The organism is Saccharopolyspora cebuensis (assembly GCF_039542665.1).
GTDB lineage: Bacteria > Actinomycetota > Actinomycetes > Mycobacteriales > Pseudonocardiaceae > Saccharopolyspora > Saccharopolyspora cebuensis.
The window spans coordinates 256,181-277,779 of the sequence record NZ_BAABII010000012.1 but is presented as its reverse complement, the minus strand read 5'-3'; the positions used below and the strand labels follow the sequence as shown (position 1 = coordinate 277,779).

Here is a 21,599-nt window from a genome sequence, read left to right as displayed (position 1 = left end):
GAAGGTGCCCCGCACTCGGCACGCGAACGGGTGGTCAGCGGCAGTCCACCGGTTCGGCTGGGGTCAGCGGCGCGTCGGCGCGGGTGTCGAGCAGCACCGCGACCAGCGCCCGCGCCTCCTGCCGCATCGGCACGAACCGCCCGCCGTCCGGGGCGGGGAGGCTGCGCACCCCGTGCAGGTCGAGCTCGTCGCCGACCTCCTGGTGCTGCGCGGCGGTGAGCCGGTAGCCGCACGGCGGGTCGGTGTCGACGTCCTCCGGTGCGGGCGGTTCGTTGTCCGCGCCGCCGAAGTACACCGGGCCCTCGTCCCGCAGCCCGGCGAGCCGGGCCGCCGTGGTGGCGCGCTGGATCTCGGGGCGGCGCTGCTCGGCCATCCGCAGCACCTCGTCGAGGGCGATCCGCTGCGACTCGACGCGCCTGCGGTTGTTCAGCGCCGGATCGGCCTGCTCCTCCTCGGTCATCGGGTCCTGCCTGGCCTCGCCGAGCAGCCCGACCGCGTTCTTGACCCCGATGGCGTTGCGCAGGATGCGCGCCTGCCCGTCCCCGGCGACCTGGCGGATCGGCTCACCGGTCTCCGGGTCGGTGTAGATGCCGTAGACCCCGGTGCTGAACCCGCGCTCCTCCAGGGCGGGCCGCACGTACTCCTCGGAGAGCCGCTGCCCGGCCGCGTGCACCTGCCCGGCGGTGTTGAGGTTGCGCGACCACAGCGACAGGAAGTCCTTGACGTAGTACGGCGGGCGCCCACCGTACTCGTGCAGGTCGTGCACCACGTCCGGCCGGTGGTCGCGCAGCACCGAGGCCAGCGCCCGCGCCTCCGGGGTGCGCAGCTGGAGGTGGTCCCGGTTGATGTCGAGCCCGGCGGCGTTCTCCCTGGTGTCGGCGACGCGCCCGTCGGGGTTGGCGTTGGGCAGGAACAGCACCGCGCCGCGGTCGAGGAACCGCCGCGCGCCGGGGTCGCGGGCCAGGTCGCGCGCCCCGGTCAGGCACGCCTCGCGCCCGGACGGCTCGTCGCCGTGCTGGGAGCAGACGAACAGCACGGTGTACCGGGCGTGTTCGGCGCCGACCCGGACGAGCCGCAGCGGGCGGCCTTCCACGCTGGTCCCGACCTGCCGCACCGACACGTCGCGGTGCCGCCGGTCGAGTTCGGCCAGGAACTCCCGCTCCTCCGCGAGCGTCGTCCAGCGCTGACCACCGGTGCGCTCGAAACCCGTTTCCAGCGCGGTGTCCTCGGCCGCGACGGCGGTCGGCGCCACCAGCAGCGCGCTCAACGCCAGCGATGCGACCGCGCGTCGTGCGAATCGACCCATCGGCTCGTCCCTTCCCTCGGTGGAACTCGGAAGCGGCACCACCGCCGCTTCCGGAGCCAAATCACCACCGGGTCGGGGCGGAGTCAACCGCCGACCGAGGTGCGTTCGGCGGCGCGCTGCACCCGCGCGGTGCGGTTCCAGCTCCACCAGCCGTGCACCACCAGGACCGCGAACACCACGTAGATCGCGGCGCTGAAGTGCAGTCCGGAGGCGAACTGCAGCGGCACCCCGACGGCGTCGACGGCCAGCCAGACCAACCAGAACTCCACCAATCCGCGACCCTGCGCCCAGAACGCGACCGCGGTGCCCACGAAGATCCAGGCGTCCGGCCACGGCGCCCAGGAGGCGCCGGTCGCCTCCAGCAGCAGCGCGAAGGCGGTGGTGCCCAGGACGAGCGCGGCGAGCAGCACGAGCCGTTCGCGCAGGCCCGCGCGGCGGACCACCACGCCGTAGACCGGGTCGCTGCGCCGCTGCCACGCCCACCAGCCGTAGACCGAGATGAGCAGGATGATCACCTGCCGGACGGCGAGCCCACCGAGGTGCGCCGAGGCGTAGACGGCGAATAGCAGCACGGTCGCGGCCACCTGCACCGGCCAGGTCGCCAGCGTGCGGCGCTGGGCCAGGAAGACGACGGCGAGGGCGCAGAGCTGGCCGACCAGTTCCGCCCACGAGATCCGCTGGCCCAGCACGGTGATCCCGTTGCCGAGCACCCATTCGGCGAGCTGCTGCACGCGCCCTCTCCTCCCACCCGGTGCACCGGGGCGGAATCGCGCGGGCAGCGGGAACGACGAGCGCGCCGTCGGCGCCCGAGGCGCGACGGCTGCTGCCGGTCCGGCGACCCGTGCGCTGCCTCCCATCCGGACTGTCACCGTCGGTCCCGGAATTCCACCGGATCGGCCGGGAACCTCCTCGCGGAGGCACCGGTTCGCGGACTGTCACCGCCGGTTCGGAATCGCACCGAGCCCCGGAGCGCACGACTTCTGCTGCTTCGGTCAACATCCTGCGCCGCCGCGCCGCTTCCCACACCGGGACGTGCGCCGCATCACAGCGAAGCCGGATGGCCGATCGAACACGCGTGCGCCGCTCGGTAGACTCGATCGGAGATCAGCACGCCGGGGGGAGGCAGCCGATGAACGACACCGATCGAGCCATCCTCGACTTCGCCCGGGAGCACTGGCAGCACGCCGGGAACAAGGAGCGCGCCCTCCAGGAGCGCTTCGGCCTGTCCTCGATCCAGTACTACCAGCGGCTGAACCGATTACTCGACGAGCCGGAAGCGCTCGCCCAGCAGCCCGCGCTGGTCAAGCGGCTGCAACGGGTCCGGGACGCGCGGCGCCGGAGCAGGCGTCCGGCGAGCTGAGCCGCTCCCCGGCCCGGTGGCTACACCTCCGGTTGCCGCTCCTGCTGGATCCGCACCAGTTCGGCGAGCAGCGGCGCGGCCCGCTCCGGCGGCAGCGCCCGGAACGCCGCCTTGATCTCCTCCGGATCGCCCGCCGCGCCGTGCCCGGCGGGGTTCCGCCCCGGCTGGGCGAGCAGCCCGTTGACCAGGTCGACGAGCATCGCCACGACCGTCCTCGGCCCCAGATCGGTGTTCCAGCCCTGGATCTCGCCGTTCGGCCCGGGCGGACCGAGCAGTTCGGCCTCCACCCGGCGCAGGATGGCGTCCGGTCCCGATGCCATGCGCTCCCCCGTCCCGCCGCCGAGCTCGGCCCGGAAGCGGTCCATGTCGACGTGCCCCGGGTCGATCTTGCCGGTGACGCTGGTCTCCTTGTGGCCGCGCGCCGCCGCGTCGGGCTGGCCCAGGTGGCGCAGCACGGCGGCGGTCGCGATCAGCGCGGCGTCGTACTGCTCCGGGCTCGGCCCCTGCTGCACGCCCTGGTAGTCCAGCTCGAACCCGACGTAGAGGGTGTTGCCGTCCCCGGCGGGGACCGGCCCGGAGGCGCGCGCCTTCCCGGCGTGGTTGGCGCGCCCGGCGGCGATCAGGTGCACCACCCCGTCGAAGCCGATCAGCGCGTGGCACAGCGGTCCGGCCAGGTCGGGCCTGCCGTCGATGCAGAGCTGCAGGCTCGGCGCGGGATCCTGGTAGGAGGCCGGGGTGGCCGTGTGGTGCTCCAGCACCCCGACCGGTTCCGGCTGCGGACCGGACGTCGCGGTGCGCTCCCGCCAGCCCGGCGTCTCCCGCACGCGCAGACCGGCACCCGACAGCACGTCCGCGAGCCACACCAGCGGCAACGCCATCGTGATCACCCCCGAAGATCGACGTCACCACATGGTGTCGCGGCGGGTGCGCGGAGAGCCACGCCCAAGTGCGTGAAAAAGCCCGGGTACCGCCCCAACGGGTGTGCGCGCACCGCCCGTTCGGCCCAGCGCGGGCCGACGTGCGGCGGCGCGGCCGACCCGGTGGCCCGCTCGGGGCGTCGCCGCGACGTGGGATTCTGGAACCATGAGCGAGGAACGGGCAGACGGTGGCGCACCGGAGATCACCCCGGCCACCCTGCGCCGGCTCGAGCGGGCATCGGGCGGGCTGGCCGCGGCCAGCATCGCCGCGATGGAGCAGCGGCTGCCCTGGTTCCAGCGGCTGCCCGCCGACGAGCGGGCCAGCGTGCAACTGGTCACCCAGACCGGCGTGGCCAACTTCGTGGCCTGGTTGCAGGACCCGACCGAGGCGATCCGGCTGACCACCGAGGCCTTCCGCTCGACGCCGCGGGAGCTGTCCCGCTGGGTCAGCCTCCGGCAGACGCTGGAGCTGGTGCGGGTGGCCATCGACGTCTTCGAGCAGCGGTTGCCCGAGGTCGCCGACGACGAGGCCCAGCAGGGGCTGCTGCGCGAGTCGATCCTGCGGTTCACCCGGGAGATCGCCTTCGCCGCCGCCACCTCCTACGCCGCCGCGGCCGAGTCCCGGGGCGCCTGGGACGCCCGGTTGGAGGCGCTGGTGGTGGACGGCATCGTCCGGGGTGACGCGGAGGAGTCGCTGCTGTCCCGGGCCGCCGCGCTGGGCTGGGACCCGGGTTCGGAGGCCACCGTGCTGGTCGGCAACGCGCCGTCGGAAGATCCGCCGACGATCGTCTACAAGGTGCGCGCGCGGGCGGCCCGGGTGGGGTGCGCGGTGCTGCTGGGCGTGCAGGGCAGCCGGCTGGTGGTCGTGTTCGGCACCGCGGGGTCCCGCGAGCAGGAGGCGGCGGCCGGGCTGGCGGAGGCCTTCGGCGAGGGGCCGGTGGTGGCGGGGCCGACGGTGTCGAGCCTGGCCGAGGCGCACCGGTCGGCCGGGGACGCGATGTCGGCGCTGCGCGCCGTGGTGGCCTGGCCCGGGGCGCCCCGCCCGGTGCCCTCCGCCGACCTGCTGCCGGAGCGCGCGCTGGCGGGCGACCCGGAGTCGGAGCGGCAGCTCGTGGAGAACATCGTGCTCCCGCTGGTGGACTCCGGCGGCGCGCTGTTGGAGACCGTCGACACCTACCTGGAGGTCGGCGGCGTGCTGGAGAACTGCGCCCGGCAGCTCTTCGTGCACCCGAACACGGTCCGGTACCGGCTGCGGCGGGTCGCCGAGCTCACCGGCCGGGTGCCGTCGAACGCCCGGGACGCGCACGTGCTGCGGGTGGCGCTCGGGGTGGGCCGGCTGGCCAAGGCGCGCGGCCTGTGGTGAGCCCCGCGTTACGCGAATTTTGTTCACATTCCGATCACGACCCGGACACAACCGACAACGATTCACCCTCGTAGGGGGCCACGGACGAGGGGCCGTTGTAGACACCCCACAACATTGGCCGCCCGAGTTCGTTCGCCGCAGCATCACGGGGACCCCCGGCGGACGTGTTCAGTAGCAAGGGTGATCGCGCTTCTCGCCCCCGGACAGGGCTCGCAGACCCCCGGGATGCTCAGCCCGTGGCTCGAACTGGACGGTGTCGAGCAACGCCTCGCCGCCTGGTCCGAGCTGACCGGACTCGACCTGGTCCGCCTCGGCACCACCGCCGACGCCGATGAGATCAAGGACACCGCCGTCACCCAGCCGCTGGTGGTGGCCGCGTCGCTGATCGCCGCCGAGGCGCTGCGGGACCGCGTCGCGCTGCCCGCGGACACCCCGGTCGCCGGGCACTCCGTCGGGGAACTCGCCGCCGCGGCCATCGCGGGCTCGCTGAGCACCGACGACGCCGTGTCGCTGGCCGCCGTCCGCGGCTCCGAGATGGCCGCCGCGTGCGCGCTGGAGCCCACCGGCATGTCCGCCCTGCTCGGCGGTGACCCCGATGCGGTGGTGGGCCACCTGGAGTCGCTCGGCCTCGACCCGGCCAACCGCAACGGCGCCGGGCAGATCGTCGCCGCGGGCCGCGCCTCCGCGCTGACCGAACTCGCCGAGGAACCGCCGGACGGAGCCCGGGTCCGCCCGCTGCCGGTGGCCGGCGCCTTCCACACCCGCTTCATGGCCCCGGCCAAGGACGCCCTGGCCCGCCACGCCGACAAGGTGCGCGCCACCGACGCCGGGATGCCGCTGCTGTCCAACGCCGACGGCGCGGTGGTCTCCGACGGCGCCGAGGTCCTCCGGCGGCTGGTCGACCAGGTCACCCGGCCGGTGCGGTGGGACCTGTGCATGGCGGCGCTCGGCGAGCGGGGCGTCACCGCCACCGTCGAACTCCCGCCCGCGGGTGCGCTGAGCGGCATGGTGCGCCGCGAGCTCAAGGGCACCCAGACCGTGGCGCTGAAGACCCCGGCCGATCTCGACAAGGCCGCCGAACTCCTCGGGAGCGCCGCATGAGCCACCCCGCCCTCACCCAGACCACCGCGCCCGGCGGCAGCGCGCTGCTCGGCTTCGGCAGCACCCAGGGCAACCGGGTGGTCACCAACCACGACCTCGCGAAGGTCGTGGACACCAACGACGAGTGGATCCAGCAGCGCGTCGGCATCGTGCACCGCCGCCTCGGCGACCCGGACCAGACCGTGGTGGCGATGGCGGTGGAGGCCGGTTCCAAGGCGATCGCCGATGCCGGGCTGGCCCCCTCCGACGTGGACCAGGTGATCGTGGCGACCTGCACGATGCCCGGCCAGATCCCCAACGCCGCCGCGCAGGTCGCCGACCAGATCGGGATCAAGTCCCAGGGCGCCTTCGACGTCAACGCCGCCTGCGCCGGGTTCGTCTACGCGCTGTCGGTGGCCTCCGACGCGGTGCGCGCCGGCTCGGCGCGCAACGTGCTGGTGGTCGGCTCCGAGCGGTTCCAGGAGTGGCTGGACTGGGAGGACCGGGCGAACTGCATCATCTTCGCCGACGGCGCCGGGGCCACCGTGGTCGGCGCGGGCGAGCGGGCCGGTCTGGGCCCGGCGGTGCTGGGCAGCGCCGGCGACCTGGCCGACACCATCTACTTGCGCGACCAGAAGTACATCTACCAGGAGGGCCAGTCGGTCTTCCGGTGGGCCACCACGCAGATCGCGCCGGTCGCCGCGCGCGCCGTGGCCGCCGCCGGGCTGGAGCTCTCCGACATCGACGTGCTGGTCCCGCACCAGGCGAACCTGCGCATCGTCGAGGCGATCGCGAAGAAGCTCCAGGGCCAGGGTGCCCGCGAGGACCTCGTGGTGGCTCGTGACATCGTCTACTCCGGCAACACGTCGTCCGCTTCGATCCCGCTGGCCATCGACCACATGCGCGCCGCCGGTGAGATCTCCAGCGGGGACGTGCTGCTGCTCGTGGGCTTCGGCGCCGGTCTGTCCTACGCGGGACAGGTCGTCGTCTGCCCCTGACGAACCGCGTCCGCGCGGCCCGAAAACCCATCTCCAGCGCAGGAACAAGGAAGGAACACCCGTGTCGAACGAGGAAATCACCAAGGGACTGGCCGGCATCGTCGAGGAGGTCGCCGGGGTCGACGCCGCGGGCGTCACCGTCGACAAGTCCTTCGTGGACGACCTCGACATCGACTCCCTGTCGATGGTCGAGATCGCGGTGCAGGCCGAGGACAAGTTCGGGGTCAAGATCCCGGACGACGAGCTGGCCAACCTCAAGACCGTCGGCGATGCGGTGAACTACATCGTCAACAAGAAATGACCACGGATGTCGTGATCACCGGGCTGGGCGCGACGACACCGCTCGGCGGTGACGTCGCGTCCACCTGGGACGGACTGCTCAACGGGCACACCGGCGTCCAGCGGCTCGACGTCGAGTGGGTCGAGCGCTACGAGCTGCCCACCGCGATCGGCGCGCCGCTGGCCGTGGACCCCGCCGAGGTGCTGCCGCGCGTGCAGCTCCGCCGGCTGGACCGCTGCGAGGCCGTCGCGCTGATCGCCGCCCGCGAGGCGTGGGCGGACGCGGGCTACGAGCTGCCCGGCGACGACGCGGAGCCGGTCGACCCCGACCGGCTCGGCGTGTCGATCGGCACCGGCGTCGGCGGGCCGCTGACGCTGCTCCAGCAGGACGACCTGCTGGAGACCGGGGGGCTGCGCAAGGTCTCGCCGCTGACCGTGCCGATGCTGATGCCCAACGGCCCGGCGGCCCACGTCAGCCTGGACCTGCGGGCCCGGGCGGGGGTCCACTCCCCCGCGTCGGCCTGCGCCTCCGGCGCCGAAGGACTGGCCAAGGGCTGGGACATGATCCGGCAGGGCCTGGCCGACGTGGTGGTGGCGGGCGGTGCCGAGGCGTGCATCCACCCGGTCACCGTGGCCGGCTTCTCCCAGGCCCGGACCCTGAGCACCCGCAACGACGAGCCGGACCGCGCCTCGCGGCCCTTCGACGTCGACCGGGACGGGTTCGTGATGGGCGAGGGCGCCGGGGTGGTCGTCCTGGAGAGCGCCGAGCACGCCGCGGCGCGCGGTGCCCGGGTCTACGGCACGCTGGCCGGGGTGGGCATCACCTCCGACGCCTACCACATCACCGGCAGCCACCCGGACGGCATCGGCCAGATCAACGCGATGCGCCGGGCGCTGCGCACCGCCGAGCTGGCCCCGTCCGACATCGGTCACGTCAACGCGCACGCGACCTCCACCGTGGTGGGTGACGTGGGCGAGGCGAACTCGGTGCGCCAGGCGGTCGGCGACGACGCCGTGGTCACCGCGCCGAAGGGCTCGCTGGGCCATCTGGTCGGCGGCGCGGGAGCGGTCGAGAGCATCATGACCGTCCTGTCGCTGCGGCACGGCCTGATCCCGGCGACCCGGAACCTGGATTCGCTGGACCCGAAGGTCGACCTCGACGTCGTGGCCGACAAGCCCCGGTACGTCGAGCAGACCGCGGCGCTCAACAACGCCTTCGGCTTCGGCGGGCACAACGTCGCGCTCGCCTTCACCCGGGCCTGACGCCCCGGGCCGCACGAGCCCACCGCTCGTGCGGCCCGCCGGCCCACCGAGCCTGTCCACCGCACCTCCCGGAGGAACACCGATGACCGCTCTCGCCACCCGGCCCGAAACCGAGCAGCAGCACCGCGATCCGCGGGATCCCGACGTCCGGCTCGAGCAGCTCCTCGACCCCGGATCGGTCGAGCCGCTGCACCCGAGGGACGGCAGCGGGATGGTCGCCGCGCGCGGCCGGATCGACGGCGCGAAGGTCATCGCGTACTGCAGCGACGGCACCCGGATGGGCGGCGCGCTGGGCTCCGAGGGCTGCGGGCACATCGTCGACGCCATCGACCTGGCGGTGCGCGAGCGCTGCCCGGTGATCGGCGTCTGGCACTCGGGCGGGGCGCGCATCCCCGAGGGCGTGGAGTCGCTGGACGGCATGGGCCAGATGTTCGCCGCGATGATCCGCGCGTCCGGTCGGGTGCCGCAGATCTCGGTGGTGGTCGGCCCGGCGGCGGGCGGCGCGGCCTACGGCCCGGCGCTGACCGACGTGGTCGTGATGGCCCCGGCGGGTCGCGTCTTCGTCACCGGCCCCGACGTGGTCCGCAGCGTCACCGGTGAGGAGATCGACCAGGAGGGCCTGGGCGGTGCGGAGGCGCACGGCGCCAAGTCCGGGGTCGTGCACGTGGTCGCCGACGACGAGCCGGACGCCTACGCGCGGGCGCGGCGGCTGGCCGGGCTGTTCGCCCAGCCGGGCCTGTTCGACCTGCACTCGGTCCAGGAGGGCCGCGACCTGCGCGGGCTGCTGCCGGACCGCCCGCAGCGGGCCTACGACGTCAAGCCGGTGATCCGGGGCCTGCTGGACCACACCGAGGACGACGACGGCACCGTGGTCGCGGCGGAGTTCGAGGAGCTCCAGGCCAAGTGGGCGCCGAACGTGGTGGTCGGGCTGGGCCGCCTCGGCGGCCGGACCGTTGGGGTGATCGCGAACAACCCGCTGCGCAAGGGCGGCTGCCTGGACTCGCTGTCGGCGGAGAAGGCGGCCCGCTTCGTGCGGATGTGCGACTCCTTCGGGGTGCCGCTGCTGGTGCTCGTCGACGTGCCGGGCTACCTGCCGGGCGTCGGCCAGGAGTGGGGCGGCGTGGTGCGGCGCGGCGCGAAGCTGCTGCACGCCTTCGGCGAGGCGGTGGTGCCCCGGGTGACCCTGGTGACCCGCAAGTCCTACGGCGGCGCCTACATCGCGATGAACTCCCGCGCCCTCGGGGCGACCGCCGTGTTCGCCTGGCCGGAGGCCGAGGTCGCGGTGATGGGCGCCAAGGCCGCCGTCGGCGTGCTGCACCGCAAGGAGCTGGCCGCCGCGCCGGAGGAGGAGCGCGAGGAGCTGCAGAACCGGCTCACCGAGGAGCACCAGCGGGTGGCCGGCGGGGTCGGCCGGGCGATGTCGATCGGCGTGGTCGACGAGGTCATCGACCCGTCCACGACGCGGCGCCGGATCGCCGAAGCCCTCGCCGCCGCTCCCGCCGGGCGCGGCGCGCACACCAACATCCCGCTCTGAACCACCTCGGTCCCGAGTGAGGGCCGCCCGTGCTCGGACGGTGCCGCTCAGCGGTCTTCTCGCGAGGACAGCCGTGACGCCGGGTACGTCGTTGGTACCTCGCCGAACGGCTCCCGGAGCGAGGGGACCGCTGAGGTTCCGCCACCCGCACCGCCACGCACACCATCGGCGAAAGCCGTCCTTACTCCCAGATGGTGCCCCTCACTCGGGTCGGCAGGGGTCGAGCAGGGCGCTGCCCGGGAAGCGGTTGATGTCGAGCCGCAGCCCGCCCTCGTCGGGGACCAGCGGGTAGACCACCCGCCAGCGGATGCAGGGCTCGGCGAGCTGGGGCGGCGCTTGCGCGGGGTCCTGGGTGCTGGTGAAGGTGAGCAGCACGCGCAACGTGCCGTCCGGGGTCCGCTCGATGCGGTGCACCACCACGTCGCTGTCGTGGGTGGTCCGGTACGCCCGCAACCACTCGTCGCGCGGCTGCTCCCGCCACTTCGCCGGGACCACCGTGGACTTCCAGCCGTCGTAGTCCCGCCCGTTGATCGCGTCGAAGTGGACCTCCAGCAGCGCGCGCACGATGCCCTGGTCGGGATGCGCGGCGGCGTCTGCGGTGAACGCCAGCCCGCCCGGGACCGGCTCCGGCGCGACCGGTTCGGGACTCGCCGGGGTGATGCCCTGGACGGACGTGCCGTACTGCTCGCGGGCGAGCAGCCCGCCGCCGATCGCGGCCGCGAGCACCAGCGCCGTCGTCGGAACGGCCCACTTCAGCCAAGAACGCACCCGCCGAGCTTCGCACACCGCCGCCGCGGCTCGTGCGGGCTCTCCCCGAAGCCGTCCCGGTCAGCCCACCCGGTGCAGCCAGGTGACCGGGGCGCCGTCGCCCGCCCGGCGGAACGGTTCGAGGGCGTCGTCCCACGCGGCGCCGAGGAGCTGCTCGACGCGGTGGGCGAACGATTCCGGGCCCCGGCTGGTGGCCGCGAGCGCGCGGAGCTGGTCCTCGCCCACCACGATGTCGCCGTTGGCGCTGGTGCAGGCGCGCCAGAGCCCCAGACCGGGTGCGTGGCAGAACCGCTGGCCGTCCACGCCCGGGCTGGCGTCCTCGGTGACCTCGAACCGCAGCATCGGCCACGCGCGCAGGGCGGTGACGAGGCGTGCCGCGGTACCCGGCTCACCCGTCCACGCGCATTCCGCGCGGAGTTGTCCGGGTGCGGCGGGTTGGGCCGTCCAGCGGAGTTCCTTCCGCCCACCGAGCGCGCCAGAGATCGCCCACTCGACGTGCGGGCAGACCGCAGACGGCGACGAGTGGACGTAGATCACGCCACCGGTGCTGCCACGGGTGCTCACTGCTGACCTCCGCTGTTCGACGAGGAACGTCTTCCCCTACGACCTCTCGAACACCGCGATCACCAGGTGCGGCGTCATTCTGCTATGCGGGTGGAACCTCCCGCCACACCAACGCGGGCATCCGCACCGGTGGCGCGGCGGCCCGGCCGGTCCCGCGGTGGCGGCCTCCGATCGGCGGTCGTCGCAGATCCGGGCAGGTGCGCGGGGGAGCGCCGACCGTCACCGCAACGGCGGCACGGCACGACGGATACCACTCGAACGGACGAACGGCGGAACCCCCGGACACGCCCGGACGTGTCCGACTACCGTGCTCCGTGGCCGCACCGGCGGCCGCGGAGAGGAGGTCGTCGTGCGACTGGTGCGGCTCGACGCCGAACCCAGCGCGGTGGGAGCCGACGTCCGCGCCGCCGTCACCGCGTGGGGCGAGGGCGAATCGGTGCTCGGCGGCGTCGCGGTGTTCGGCTGCGCCCCGCTGGGCGCACCGCGCCCGCTGGACGCGGTGCTGGTGCTGCCGCGCGGGGTGGTCGTGGTGCTCGGCGCCGATCTCGGCGAACCCGCCACCAAGCTGGAAGCCCCGCTGCGGACGCCGTGGACGGTCGACGGCTGGCCGCTGGTGCGCGACGGCGCCGCCAACCCCGGGCTGGAGGCGCTGGAATCGGCCGCCGCGCTGGCCCGGGGCCTGCAGGCGCGGGGCGTCGAACCGCTGCCGGTCGCGGCGGTGGTCGCCGTCGGCCCCTACGCCGCCCAGGTCACGCAGCCGACCACCGACCTGCACCGGGGTCTGCGGGTGCTCTCGCCGACCACGACGTCGGTGCTGGCCGCCGCCCGGGAGCTCGCCACCTACGAACGCACCTGCCCGGCCGCCGCCGCGCACCGGTTGCTGCGCGCGCTGGACGGCGGCATCGACCTCAGCGCCGCCGAGCTCGTCGCCGAGGGCTTCGCCGACACCGGCGACGACGACCTCGGCACCACCGAGACCGTCCTGCTGCCGAAGGTGCGCGCCGCCCCGCGGCGACCGCTGTCCCGCCGCCGCTCCGTCCTGGGCGGCGCGGTCGCGGCGGTGGTGCTGGCCTGCGCGGCGGTCCTCGTGGTGCTGCTGACCGGCGGGCCCGAGCCGGCAGCGCCCGCGCGGGCGGTGCGGCAGGTGGACGGGGTGGGGTTCGTCGAGCACGCGGCGCGGCGGGGCACCGACTGCGTGGCGGTGTCCTCCGGCGACGTGCAGGCCTGGTTCGCCGAGCACCCGTGCCGCGAGGTGTCCCGGGCCCGCTTCGCGACCCGGACCGACGGCCGCCCGGTGGTGGTGGCGGTGACCTCGGTGGACACCGGGGACGAGCGGTCGGCGGCGGAGTTGCGGGAACTCGCCCAGCAGCCCGGCACCGGCCAGGTCGGCGTGCCGCTCACCGGGAACGGGGCGGAGTTCGACGACGCCGCCCGAGCGGTGCAGCAGACCGGTGCGCGGGTCCGGGTGGTGCGGGCGGTCTGGGGCGACGGCCCGTCGGCGCCCGAGGACGTCGCGTTGCGCACCGCGGTCGAGCGCGGCCTGCGGCTACCGCTGTGATCAGCGCGGACCTGGTTCCTCGTCGTCGGCGCGCACCCGGGTCCACCCGCCGCGCGCCGGGGCCGCGTCGCCCGGCGGCAGCAACCGGGGCGCCTTGGTCAGGTACGGCCGGACCAGCCGGCACAGCACCAGCAGCGGCGCGAACAGCGGGACCACGGCGGTCAGCGCCGCCGCCGTCACCCCGGCGCGCAGCACGTCGCGCGGGCGCAGCCCGGAGCGCCGGTCCGGCATGCCCGCGCTGGTGAGCGAGGCGACCCAGAGCAGGGCCACGAACCCCACCAGCGTCGCCAGCGCCACCAGGATCGCGGGCTGGTAGCCGAGCCGTTCGGCGGAGAGCATCACCGCGAGCCAGCCCAGCAGCGCCGGGCCCTGCCCGCGTTCGGTGGTCGCCGCCCACAGCAGCCCGCCGAAGGCGGCCAGTCCGGCGCCGGTGTCGTACCAGGACGCCGCGAGCCGCTGCACCCACTCCCCCGCCAGCCCGGTCCGGTCGGCGAACTCGCCGAGCACGGCGAGCGCGGTGGTGTCCCGCTCCGGCACGACGAACTGGGCGACGATCCACGCCAGCGCCCACAGCGAGACGACGAAGGCGAGCACCTGCTGCCAGCGCGGCCGGTCGAGCGCGGCCCGGCACAACCGCACCAGTTCTCCCCGCTGCTGTGCTCGCACCGCACCCCGCCTCCGCCGACCGAGCGCCTCATGATGTCGGAGATCCCGCGACGGGGGAACCGCCGAGAGGTCCCCACCGCACCACCGGGCGAGACCATTCACCGGACCGGCACAGCAACCCCCGAAACCCCGGAAGCCGAGGTCGCCACCAGCAGCCGAGGCAAGGCACCCGGCGCAAGCGAGCACGCCACCACCAGCCAAGCGGCGAAGCCGCTCACGGCCCACGCACGCACCACCGCAACCACCGTCAGGCAAACGGCTTCAGCCGTTTTCGCTTTGCCCCACCCTCGCCACCGGCACCGCCGCGGGTTCTCAGCGGCCTTCTCGCGAGGACGCCCCGCCGCTGTGTATTGGCATACATGAGAAGGGGCGCCCGGAGCGAGAAGGCCGCTGAGGTTCCGCCACCCGCACCGCCAAGCAACGGGACCACCACACCCCCACCTCAAAAAGAAGAGGGGGTTTGGGCGCATTGCCCCCCTGGCGCGCACGCCGGGGGCAGCGGCCGGATCAGCCCGCCGTCGACCAGCCATTGCCCGGTTCCCGCGGTGGAGACCAGGAACCGGCCGAGCCGGTCGGTGGACAGCTGCACGGAACCCGGGTGCAGCGGGCCGGTCTCGAAGGCGACGCCGCCGCCGAGCCGCCTGCCGGTCTCCGCGTCGAAGGTGGCCACCCGGGAGTCCGCCGAGCCGCAGCTGACCGGCAGCAGCGCCGCGACGTCCCCGCCGGTCCAGGTCACCGACAGCGGTCCGCAGTCGCCGAGCACGTCGATCTCGCCCGCCGCCGCGAAATCCGCCGCTCCGGCGGGCAGCACCCGGATGCCGACGTCGCCCGCCGGATCGGCCAGGAGCACGGCGAGGCGCCCGTCCTCGGCGAGCGCCAGGTCGAGCACGGCGGTCCCGGGCGGGATGGGCACCCGCCGCTGCGCGGGGTCGGCGACCACCACCGCGCCGCCGTCGAGGTAGGCGACCCGGTCGCCTTCGGCGGTGAGCACCTGGCCGGTGGCGGTGCCGGGCAGCCTCCGCAGCTCGCCGTCGGCGCCGCCGGCGACGACGTGCCCGTCCACCAGGGCGAAGAACCGCTCGGGCGAGCCGGCCACCGGTCCGGCGGCACCGCCGTCGACCCGGCCGAGCTCCCGCTGCCGCTGCCCGGAGTCCACGTCGAACACCGACACCACGCCGAGGTCGGTGATCGCGAGGTAGCCGTGCGGACCGATGCTCACCGGGGCGGTGCGCTGACCGGTCGGGAACACCACCAGCACCAGCAGCAGCGCCGCGGTGGCCGCGACCGCGCTGCCGGCGCCGAGCAGGACCCGGCGCCGCGGCGAGCGGTGGCGGCGGGTGGCGGCGAGCAGTCGGGGCAGCGCGTCGGGCCGGGGTTCGACGTCGTCCACCGCGGCGTGCAGCAGCGCGCGCACCCGCGCTTCGTCATCGGTGACCATCGTGCCGTTCACACCCGCTTCCCGAGCAGCTCCGACAACCGCGCGACGCCGCGCGAGCAGTAGGACTTGACCGAACCCGCGCTGCATCCCATCAGCTCCGCGGTGCGCGCCTCGCTCAGGTCGGCGTAGTAGCGCAGCACGATCGCCTCGCGCTGCCGCCGGGGGAGCTGGGCCAGCGCCGCGGTGAGCACCGCGCGGTCCACCCCGCGGCCGGTGTCGTCGGGCTGGGCGTCGGCGGTCGCCAGCTTCGGCTGGTACTTCTTGGCGATCTGCCTGCGCCGCAGGGTCGAGCGGGCCCGGTTGAGCACCGCTTGGCGCAGGAACGCCAGGGCCTTGTCCGGGTCGCGCAGCCGGTTCCGGGAGTCGAACACGCGGACGTAGGCGTCTTGCACGATGTCCTCGGCCGACGCGCGGTCGTCCACCAGCAGCAGCGCGATCCGCAGCAGTTGCCGGTAGTGCTCCTGGTAGAGGGCGGTCAGCCTGTCCGTCAAGTCATCCATGGCCGTCAGCCCGTCGCCCGACCAGGCGGTCGCGGGCGCTGCGATCGACACCGTCACATCCCTGCACGACGCGCGAGATCCCCTCCACGGTTGTGACCGGACCGGAGTTTTCCGCGTTTTCCGGGCCCGGGGGAGCCTACCGGCGGTCCCCGCCGAAGATCATCGCCGTGGCCGCTTCGAGACAGACGACCGTGCTCGTCCCACCCGGCTGCACTACCGTCGGCCCCGTTGACTCGCGATGGGAGGAATACCTGATGCGGTTCGGGGTTTCGACGTTCATCACCGACGAGGGGATCAGGCCCGCGGACCTCGGGCGGGCGTTGGAGGAGCGCGGGTTCGACGCCGTCTTCCTCGCCGAGCACACCCACATCCCGGCGAGCCGGGAGTCGCCGTACCCGGGCGGTGGGGAGCTGCCGCGGATCTACTACCGCACCCTGGACCCGTTCGTCGCGCTCGGCGCCATGGCCTCGGTGACCGAGAACCTGCTGCTGGCCACCGGCATCGCGCTGGTGGTCGAGCGCGACCCGATCACCACCGCCAAGGAGGTCGCCTCGCTGGACCTGGTCTCCGGCGGGCGGGCGATCTTCGGCATCGGCGCGGGGTGGAACCGCGAGGAGATGCGCAACCACGGCACCGACCCGAGGACGCGGGGCGCGCTGATGGACGAGCGGATCCGGGCGATGCGGGCGCTGTGGACCCAGGAGCAGGCCGAGTTCCACGGGGAGCACGTGGACTTCGACCCGGTGTACGCGTGGCCGAAGCCGGTCCAGGACCCGCACCCGCCGATCTACGTCGGCGGCGAGAGCGACCGGGCCCGCGCCCGCGTCGCCGAGTACGGCGGCGGCTGGCTGCCCCGCGCGGGCAGCGGCGACCTGGCGTCGATGATCGCCGAGGTGCGCGAGCGGGCGGGCTGGCGGGTTCCGGTGTCGGTGTACTCGGCGCCCGACGACGCCGCCGAGATCGCCTCCTACGCCGAGGCCGGGGTGGACCGCACGCTGTTCCTGCTGCCGACCGAGCCCCGGGACACCACCCTCCGGCTGCTCGACGGTTACACCGCTCTGATGCGCGATTTCGGCTGATCTGTCCGCTTCCGGGCCCCGTCGACCACGCGACGTGGACGGCGGGGCCCACGCGTGTACCGACCGCTGCTTACATCCTGGTTACGTCCCGGGCACGGGGTGGACATCGGCTGGGCCGCGCCCGATGCTCGGGTCCGCGGCGCGGAGGGCGCATCGCGGCGGAACTGACCGAATGGAGTCGCGGGACGGTGGCAACGACGACGGACTCGCCGAGCGGAGCTCGGAAGCGGAGGATGAGCCCCAAGGAGATCGGCGGCTGGGTGCTCGTGGCGATCATCGGCGCGGTCGCCTGGGGCGTGATCGCGCTCAGCCGCGGGGAGGAGATCTCCGCGGCGTGGCTGGTGTTCGCGGCGCTGGCGTCGTACGCGATCGCCTACCGCTTCTACGCCCGGTTCATCACGTACAAGGTGCTGCGCGCCGACGACACCCGGGCCACCCCCGCTGAACGGCTGAACAACGCCACCGATTTCCAGCCGACCGACCGGCGGGTGCTGTTCGGCCACCACTTCGCGGCGATCGCCGGGGCCGGGCCGCTGGTCGGTCCGGTGCTGGCCGCGCAGATGGGTTACCTGCCGGGCACCATCTGGATCATCGTCGGGGTGATCTTCGCCGGTGCGGTGCAGGACCTGGTGGTGCTGTTCTTCTCCACCCGCCGCAACGGCCGCAGCCTCGGCCAGATGGCCCGCGACGAGATCGGGCCGGTGGGCGGGGTCGCCGCGCTGATCGCGGTGCTGGCGATCATGATCATCCTGCTCGCGGTGCTGGCGCTGGTCGTGGTCGGCGCGCTCCGGGGCTCGCCGTGGGGCACCTTCTCCATCGGGATGACGATCCCGATCGCCCTGTTCATGGGCTTCTACCTGCGCTACGTCCGGCCCGGCCGGATCACCGAGACCTCGGTCATCGGCGTGGCGCTGCTGATGCTGGCGATCGTCGGCGGCGGCTGGGTCGCGGAGTCCTCGCTGGCCGGGATGTTCACCCTCAGCGCCAACGAGATCACCTTCGCGCTGATCGGCTACGGGTTCATCGCCTCGGTGCTGCCGGTGTGGATGCTGCTCGCCCCGCGCGACTACCTCAGCACCTTCATGAAGGTCGGCGTGGTGGTGCTGCTGGCGGTGTCGCTGCTGATCGCGATGCCGATGATGAAGACCGAGGCGATCACCGAGTTCGCGCTCAACGGCCAGGGGCCGGTGTTCAGCGGTTCGCTGTTCCCGTTCGTGTTCATCACGATCGCCTGCGGTGCGCTGTCCGGCTTCCACGCGCTGGTGTCCTCGGGCACCACGCCGAAGCTGCTGGAGAAGGAGTCGCAGGTCCGCGTCATCGGCTACGGCGGGATGCTCACCGAGTCGTTCGTGGCGATCATGGCGCTGGCCGCCGCCTGCATCATCGACCCCGGCCTGTACTTCGCGATGAACATGCCCGCCACCGCGCTCGGCGACACGGTGGAGTCGGCGTCCCAGGCGGTCGCCGGGATCGGGTTCCAGATCAGCCCGGAGCAGCTCGCGGCGGCGGCAGCGGCGGTCGACGAGGAGACGCTGGTCGGCCGCAGCGGCGGCGCCCCGACCCTCGCGGTCGGGTTGTCCGAAGTGTTCTCGCAGGTCATCGGCGGCGACGCGATGAAGGCGTTCTGGTACCACTTCGCGGTCATGTTCGAGGCGCTGTTCATCCTGACCACGGTGGACGCCGGGACCCGGGTCGGGCGGTTCATGCTGCAGGACACGGTCGGCAACGTCTGGAAGCGCTTCGGGGACGTGAGCTGGCGGCCGGGCAACTGGATCGCCAGCGCGGTCATCGTCGGCGCCTGGGGCTACTTCCTGTGGGCCGGGGTGAACGACCCGCTGGGCGGCATCAACCAGCTCTTCCCGCTGTTCGGCATCGCCAACCAGCTCCTCGCGGCGGTGGCGCTGGCGGTGGCCACCACGTTGCTGATCAAGGCCGGGAAGGCCAAGTACGCCTGGGTGACGCTGGTCCCCTTGGCCTGGGACGTGGCGGTGACGCTCACCGCGAGCTGGCAGAAGATCTTCTCCGCCGACCCGAGCATCGGGTTCTTCGCCCAGCGGGCGGCGTACCAGGCGGCGCTGGACGCCGGCGAGACCAGCAAGGGCAGCGCCCACAGCGTCGCGGACATGCAGCAGGTGGTGGTGAACTCGACCGTCACCGGCGTGCTCAGCGTGCTGTTCGCGGTGCTGATCATCGTGGTGCTGGTCGACGCGATCCGGGTGTGGATCAAGGCGCTGCGCGCGTCCGAACCGCTGCCCACCACCGAGGAGCCCTACCAGGAGTCGACCCTGTGGGCGCCGTCCGGGCTGATCCCGACCGCGGAGGAGCGGCGGATCCAGCGGGAGCGGGAGACCGCGGGGACATGACGGTGCGAGCGGTCCTCGCCGGGCTGCGCGACGGGGTGCGCGCGGCCCGGCGGATCGTGCGCGGCGTGGTGGGCGAGGACGCCTACGAGCGCTACCTCGCCCACCACCGCGCGCATCACCCGGACGAGGCCCCGCTGCCGGAGCGGGAGTTCTGGCGCCGCCACGTCGACCGGCAGGAGGCCAACCCCGGCTCCCGCTGCTGCTGAGAACCGCCACGCGTACCACCGCACCGGTGCGGGTAGCCCGGGCCGGAAGGCCCCGGGAGGCTTCCGCTCAGCAGAAGGGCACCGTCGGCGACCGCGATGCCCCCCGGCGACAGTGTGGTGGTCCAAGCCACGGAAAGGTTCGAAACTCCATGCGCACACAGGTCGCGATCGTGGGCGGTGGCCCCGCCGGACTCCTGCTCTCCCACCTGCTGCACCTCCAGGGCGTCGACTCCGTCGTGCTGGAGCGGCGCAGCGCGGAGTACGTGCAGCAGCGGGTCCGCGCGGGCGTGCTGGAGCAGGGCACCGTCGACCTGCTCACCGAAGCCGGGGTCGGCGAGCGGATGCGGCGCGAGGGCGAGGTGCACAACGGCGTCCACATCCAGTTCGACGAGGACCGGGTGCACATCCCGTTCAAGGAGCTGACCGGGCGCGCGATCACCGTCTACGGGCAGCAGGAGGTCGTCAAGGACCTCACCGAGCGGCGCCTCGCCGACGGCGGCCGGGTGCTGTTCGAGGTCGACGACGTGCGGGTGGCGGGCGTCGACACCGACGACCCGGTCGTGCACTACACCCACGAGGGCGTCCCCCACGAGCTGCACGCGGACTTCGTCGCCGGGTGCGACGGCTTCCACGGCATCTGCCGCGACGCCATCCCGGCCGACGTGCGGACCGTCTACGAGCGGGTCTACCCGTTCGGCTGGCTGGGCATCCTGGCCGACGTGCCGCCCTCCAGCGACGAGCTGATCTACGCCAACAACGCCAACGGCTTCGCGCTGCTGAGCATGCGCTCGGCGACGATCAGCCGGATGTACCTCCAGGTCGCGCCGGAGGAATCGCTGGACCGCTGGCCCGACGAGCGGATCTGGGCCGAGCTGAGCACCCGGCTCGGCGCCCCCGGGTTCACCCTCCAGCAGGGCCCGATCTTCGACAAGAGCGTCACCGCGATGCGCAGCTTCGTCGCCGAGCCGCTGCGCTACGGCAGGCTGTTCCTCGCCGGGGACTCGGCGCACATCGTGCCGCCCACCGGCGCCAAGGGCCTCAACCTCGCGGTGTCCGATGTGGACCGGCTCGCCGAGTCGATCGCCGACTACTACCGCACCGGCAGCGAGACGGGCATCGACACCTACTCGGCCGCGTGCCTGGAGCGGGTCTGGCGGGTGCAGCATTTCTCCTGGTGGATGACCTCGATGACGCACCGCTTCGAAGGGCCCGACGCGGCCTTCGACCGCCGGCTCCAGCGGTCGCAGTTCGACTACCTGGGCCGCTCCGCGGCGTCCGCCACCACGCTGGCGGAGAACTACGTCGGTCTCCCGCTGCGCTGAGGCCGGGTGCCCCTGGTGCGCCGCACCAGGGGCACCGCGCTCACAGCAGGTCGAGCAGCGCCCGGCGCTCCTCGTCGGTGACGAACGAGGCCTGGAAGGAGTGGGCCGCGAGCTCGCGCACCGCGGTGGCGTCGAGGTCCAGCGCCCGCTGGATGCCGACGTAGTTGTCCCCGACGTAGCCGCCGAAGTAGGCCGGGTCGTCGGAGTTGATGGTGACCACCACGCCCGCGTCCAGCAGCGCCGGCAGCGGGTGCTGCTCCAGGTCCGGGACGCAGCGCAGCCGCACGTTGGAGAACGGGCACACGGTCAGCGGGGTGCGCTCCCGGGACAGCCGCCGGAGCAGCTCGGCGTCCTCCACCGAGCGGATGCCGTGGTCGACCCGCTCCACGCCGAGCACGTCGAGGGCCTGCCAGACGTACTCCGGCGGGCCCTCCTCCCCCGCGTGCGCGACCAGGTGCAGGCCCGCCGCCCTGGCCCGCTCGAAGACCGGGGCGAACGCCGCGGGCGGGTAGCCGACCTCGGCGGAGTCCAGGCCCACGCCGTCGATCACGTCCAGGTGCGGCTGCAACGCCTCCCAGGTCGCCAGCGCGGCCTCCGGGCCCTTGTCGCGCAGGAAGCAGGCGATCAGCCGGGTGGAGATCCCGAAGCGCTCGGACGAGGTGCGCAGCGAGGCGGTGAGCCCCTCGACGATCACCTCCATCGGCACGCCGCGGTCTAGGTGCGCCTGCGGGTCGAAGAAGATCTCCGCGTGCTTGACGCCCTGGGTGCTGGCCTTGGCCAGGTACTCGTCGGTCATCTCGGTGAAGTCCAGCGGGGTGCGCAGCACGTCCATCGCCAGGTAGTACAGGTCCAGGAAGGACTGGAGGTCGTCGAAGACGTAGCGGCGGCGCAGGTCCTCGACGTCGGCGAACGGCAGCTCGATCCCGTTGCGGTGGGCGCAGGCGAACACCAGGCCCGGTTCGAGCGTGCCCTCGATGTGCACGTGCAGCTCGGCTTTCGGGATCAACAACCCGGGCAACTACGACCTCCTCGTTC

General features: G+C 73.6%; 21 protein-coding genes and 1 riboswitch. Of the genes, 12 read left to right on the top strand and 9 right to left on the bottom strand.

Features of this window, described 5'->3' with window-relative positions:
• Window positions 1-34: 34 nt before the first annotated feature.
• Window positions 35-1,306 (bottom strand): M14 family metallopeptidase, encoded by a 1,272-nt coding sequence (locus ABD976_RS18690; RefSeq protein WP_345364893.1) that lies wholly within the window; start codon window positions 1,304-1,306, stop codon window positions 35-37.
• A gap of 83 nt (window positions 1,307-1,389) precedes the next feature.
• Window positions 1,390-2,037: a nicotinamide mononucleotide transporter family protein gene (locus ABD976_RS18685; protein ID WP_345364891.1), complete on the bottom strand. Its 648-nt coding sequence runs from the start codon at window positions 2,035-2,037 to the stop codon at window positions 1,390-1,392.
• A 110-nt stretch (window positions 2,038-2,147) separates the two neighbouring features.
• Window positions 2,148-2,281, bottom strand: a riboswitch (FMN riboswitch).
• A gap of 154 nt (window positions 2,282-2,435) precedes the next feature.
• Between ABD976_RS18685 and ABD976_RS18680 the strand changes: the two genes are divergently transcribed.
• Complete coding sequence (locus ABD976_RS18680) at window positions 2,436-2,666, top strand: DUF3263 domain-containing protein (protein ID WP_345364889.1); 231 nt, start codon at window positions 2,436-2,438, stop codon at window positions 2,664-2,666.
• Window positions 2,667-2,686: 20 nt separating this feature from the next.
• On the opposite strand, the gene ABD976_RS18675 is transcribed toward ABD976_RS18680, so the two are convergent.
• Window positions 2,687-3,544 carry a peptidoglycan recognition protein family protein gene (locus tag ABD976_RS18675; RefSeq protein WP_345364887.1) on the bottom strand — a complete coding sequence of 286 codons (858 nt, stop codon included), beginning with the start codon at window positions 3,542-3,544 and terminating at the stop codon, window positions 2,687-2,689.
• A gap of 205 nt (window positions 3,545-3,749) precedes the next feature.
• Here ABD976_RS18675 and ABD976_RS18670 point away from each other — a divergent pair, with 205 nt between their 5' ends.
• The 6 genes from ABD976_RS18670 (at window position 3,750) to ABD976_RS18645 (ending at window position 10,100) form a co-directional block, all read left to right on the top strand.
• The gene (locus ABD976_RS18670) at window positions 3,750-4,946 is read left to right on the top strand and encodes a PucR family transcriptional regulator (protein WP_345364885.1); all 1,197 of its coding nucleotides are present in this window, start codon (window positions 3,750-3,752) and stop codon (window positions 4,944-4,946) included.
• Window positions 4,947-5,126: 180 nt separating this feature from the next.
• Window positions 5,127-6,047, top strand: coding sequence for an ACP S-malonyltransferase (locus tag ABD976_RS18665; protein ID WP_345364883.1), 921 nt, complete (start codon window positions 5,127-5,129; stop codon window positions 6,045-6,047).
• Window positions 6,044-7,024 carry a beta-ketoacyl-ACP synthase III gene (locus tag ABD976_RS18660; RefSeq protein WP_345364881.1) on the top strand — a complete coding sequence of 327 codons (981 nt, stop codon included), beginning with the start codon at window positions 6,044-6,046 and terminating at the stop codon, window positions 7,022-7,024. The genes ABD976_RS18665 and ABD976_RS18660 overlap by 4 nt, the downstream gene beginning before the upstream one ends.
• A 61-nt stretch (window positions 7,025-7,085) precedes the next feature.
• A complete protein-coding gene (locus ABD976_RS18655) occupies window positions 7,086-7,325 on the top strand; it encodes an acyl carrier protein (RefSeq protein ID WP_345364879.1) in 240 nt (79 codons plus the stop codon).
• Window positions 7,322-8,566 carry a beta-ketoacyl-[acyl-carrier-protein] synthase family protein gene (locus tag ABD976_RS18650; RefSeq protein ID WP_345364877.1) on the top strand — a complete coding sequence of 415 codons (1,245 nt, stop codon included), beginning with the start codon at window positions 7,322-7,324 and terminating at the stop codon, window positions 8,564-8,566. Before ABD976_RS18655 ends, ABD976_RS18650 begins: the two co-directional genes overlap by 4 nt.
• Window positions 8,567-8,648: 82 nt before the next feature.
• The gene (locus ABD976_RS18645; RefSeq protein ID WP_345364875.1) at window positions 8,649-10,100 is read left to right on the top strand and encodes an acyl-CoA carboxylase subunit beta; all 1,452 of its coding nucleotides are present in this window, start codon (window positions 8,649-8,651) and stop codon (window positions 10,098-10,100) included.
• Window positions 10,101-10,301: 201 nt separating this feature from the next.
• On the opposite strand, the gene ABD976_RS18640 is transcribed toward ABD976_RS18645, so the two are convergent.
• Both ABD976_RS18640 and ABD976_RS18635 read right to left on the bottom strand, forming a co-directional pair.
• Complete coding sequence (locus ABD976_RS18640; RefSeq protein WP_345364873.1) at window positions 10,302-10,868, bottom strand: hypothetical protein; 567 nt, start codon at window positions 10,866-10,868, stop codon at window positions 10,302-10,304.
• A gap of 60 nt (window positions 10,869-10,928) precedes the next feature.
• Window positions 10,929-11,432 carry a DUF3145 domain-containing protein gene (locus tag ABD976_RS18635; RefSeq protein WP_345364871.1) on the bottom strand — a complete coding sequence of 168 codons (504 nt, stop codon included), beginning with the start codon at window positions 11,430-11,432 and terminating at the stop codon, window positions 10,929-10,931.
• Window positions 11,433-11,781: 349 nt separating this feature from the next.
• On the opposite strand from ABD976_RS18635, the gene ABD976_RS18630 reads away from it, so the two are divergent.
• A complete protein-coding gene (locus ABD976_RS18630; protein ID WP_345364869.1) occupies window positions 11,782-12,990 on the top strand; it encodes a hypothetical protein in 1,209 nt (402 codons plus the stop codon).
• Here ABD976_RS18630 and ABD976_RS18625 read toward each other — a convergent pair whose 3' ends face one another.
• The 3 genes from ABD976_RS18625 to ABD976_RS18615 all read right to left on the bottom strand — a co-directional run bounded on the left by ABD976_RS18625 (window position 12,991) and on the right by ABD976_RS18615 (window position 15,594).
• Complete coding sequence (locus ABD976_RS18625; RefSeq protein WP_345364867.1) at window positions 12,991-13,656, bottom strand: hypothetical protein; 666 nt, start codon at window positions 13,654-13,656, stop codon at window positions 12,991-12,993.
• A gap of 442 nt (window positions 13,657-14,098) precedes the next feature.
• Window positions 14,099-15,106, bottom strand: coding sequence for a hypothetical protein (locus ABD976_RS18620; RefSeq protein ID WP_345364865.1), 1,008 nt, complete (start codon window positions 15,104-15,106; stop codon window positions 14,099-14,101).
• The gene (locus ABD976_RS18615) at window positions 15,103-15,594 is read right to left on the bottom strand and encodes a SigE family RNA polymerase sigma factor (protein ID WP_345364863.1); all 492 of its coding nucleotides are present in this window, start codon (window positions 15,592-15,594) and stop codon (window positions 15,103-15,105) included. The genes ABD976_RS18620 and ABD976_RS18615 overlap by 4 nt, the downstream gene beginning before the upstream one ends.
• A gap of 254 nt (window positions 15,595-15,848) precedes the next feature.
• On the opposite strand from ABD976_RS18615, the gene ABD976_RS18610 reads away from it, so the two are divergent.
• The 4 genes from ABD976_RS18610 to pobA all read left to right on the top strand — a co-directional run bounded on the left by ABD976_RS18610 (window position 15,849) and on the right by pobA (window position 20,564).
• The gene (locus ABD976_RS18610) at window positions 15,849-16,673 is read left to right on the top strand and encodes an LLM class F420-dependent oxidoreductase (protein WP_345364861.1); all 825 of its coding nucleotides are present in this window, start codon (window positions 15,849-15,851) and stop codon (window positions 16,671-16,673) included.
• Window positions 16,674-16,906: 233 nt separating this feature from the next.
• Complete coding sequence (locus tag ABD976_RS18605; RefSeq protein WP_345364859.1) at window positions 16,907-19,036, top strand: carbon starvation CstA family protein; 2,130 nt, start codon at window positions 16,907-16,909, stop codon at window positions 19,034-19,036.
• Window positions 19,033-19,242, top strand: a complete 210-nt coding sequence (locus ABD976_RS18600; protein WP_345364857.1) for a YbdD/YjiX family protein — start codon at window positions 19,033-19,035, stop codon at window positions 19,240-19,242. Before ABD976_RS18605 ends, ABD976_RS18600 begins: the two co-directional genes overlap by 4 nt.
• A 149-nt stretch (window positions 19,243-19,391) precedes the next feature.
• Entirely contained in the window at window positions 19,392-20,564 is a 1,173-nt protein-coding gene (gene pobA / locus ABD976_RS18595) for a 4-hydroxybenzoate 3-monooxygenase (protein ID WP_345364855.1), read from the top strand.
• Window positions 20,565-20,604: 40 nt separating this feature from the next.
• Here the strand turns inward: pobA and ABD976_RS18590 are convergent, their stop codons facing one another.
• On the bottom strand, window positions 20,605-21,582 hold the full coding sequence (locus ABD976_RS18590) for an adenosine deaminase (protein ID WP_345364853.1): 978 nt from the start codon (window positions 21,580-21,582) through the stop codon (window positions 20,605-20,607).
• Between the last annotated feature and the right edge of the window lie 17 nt (window positions 21,583-21,599).

Excerpts from the sequence above, each read along its gene's own strand:
- ABD976_RS18615 (WP_345364863.1), bottom strand. The coding sequence starts at position 15,594 with ATGGATGACTTGACGGACAGGCTGACCGCCCTCTACCAGGAGCACTAC.
- ABD976_RS18605 (WP_345364859.1), top strand. The coding sequence starts at position 16,907 with ATGAGCCCCAAGGAGATCGGCGGCTGGGTGCTCGTGGCGATCATCGGC.
- ABD976_RS18610 (WP_345364861.1), top strand. The coding sequence starts at position 15,849 with ATGCGGTTCGGGGTTTCGACGTTCATCACCGACGAGGGGATCAGGCCC.
- ABD976_RS18675 (WP_345364887.1), bottom strand. The coding sequence starts at position 3,544 with ATGGCGTTGCCGCTGGTGTGGCTCGCGGACGTGCTGTCGGGTGCCGGT.
- ABD976_RS18670 (WP_345364885.1), top strand. The coding sequence starts at position 3,750 with ATGAGCGAGGAACGGGCAGACGGTGGCGCACCGGAGATCACCCCGGCC.
- ABD976_RS18680 (WP_345364889.1), top strand. The coding sequence starts at position 2,436 with ATGAACGACACCGATCGAGCCATCCTCGACTTCGCCCGGGAGCACTGG.
- ABD976_RS18660 (WP_345364881.1), top strand. The coding sequence starts at position 6,044 with ATGAGCCACCCCGCCCTCACCCAGACCACCGCGCCCGGCGGCAGCGCG.
- ABD976_RS18650 (WP_345364877.1), top strand. The coding sequence starts at position 7,322 with ATGACCACGGATGTCGTGATCACCGGGCTGGGCGCGACGACACCGCTC.
- pobA (WP_345364855.1), top strand. The coding sequence starts at position 19,392 with ATGCGCACACAGGTCGCGATCGTGGGCGGTGGCCCCGCCGGACTCCTG.
- ABD976_RS18645 (WP_345364875.1), top strand. The coding sequence starts at position 8,649 with ATGACCGCTCTCGCCACCCGGCCCGAAACCGAGCAGCAGCACCGCGAT.
- ABD976_RS18690 (WP_345364893.1), bottom strand. The coding sequence starts at position 1,306 with ATGGGTCGATTCGCACGACGCGCGGTCGCATCGCTGGCGTTGAGCGCG.
- ABD976_RS18600 (WP_345364857.1), top strand. The coding sequence starts at position 19,033 with ATGACGGTGCGAGCGGTCCTCGCCGGGCTGCGCGACGGGGTGCGCGCG.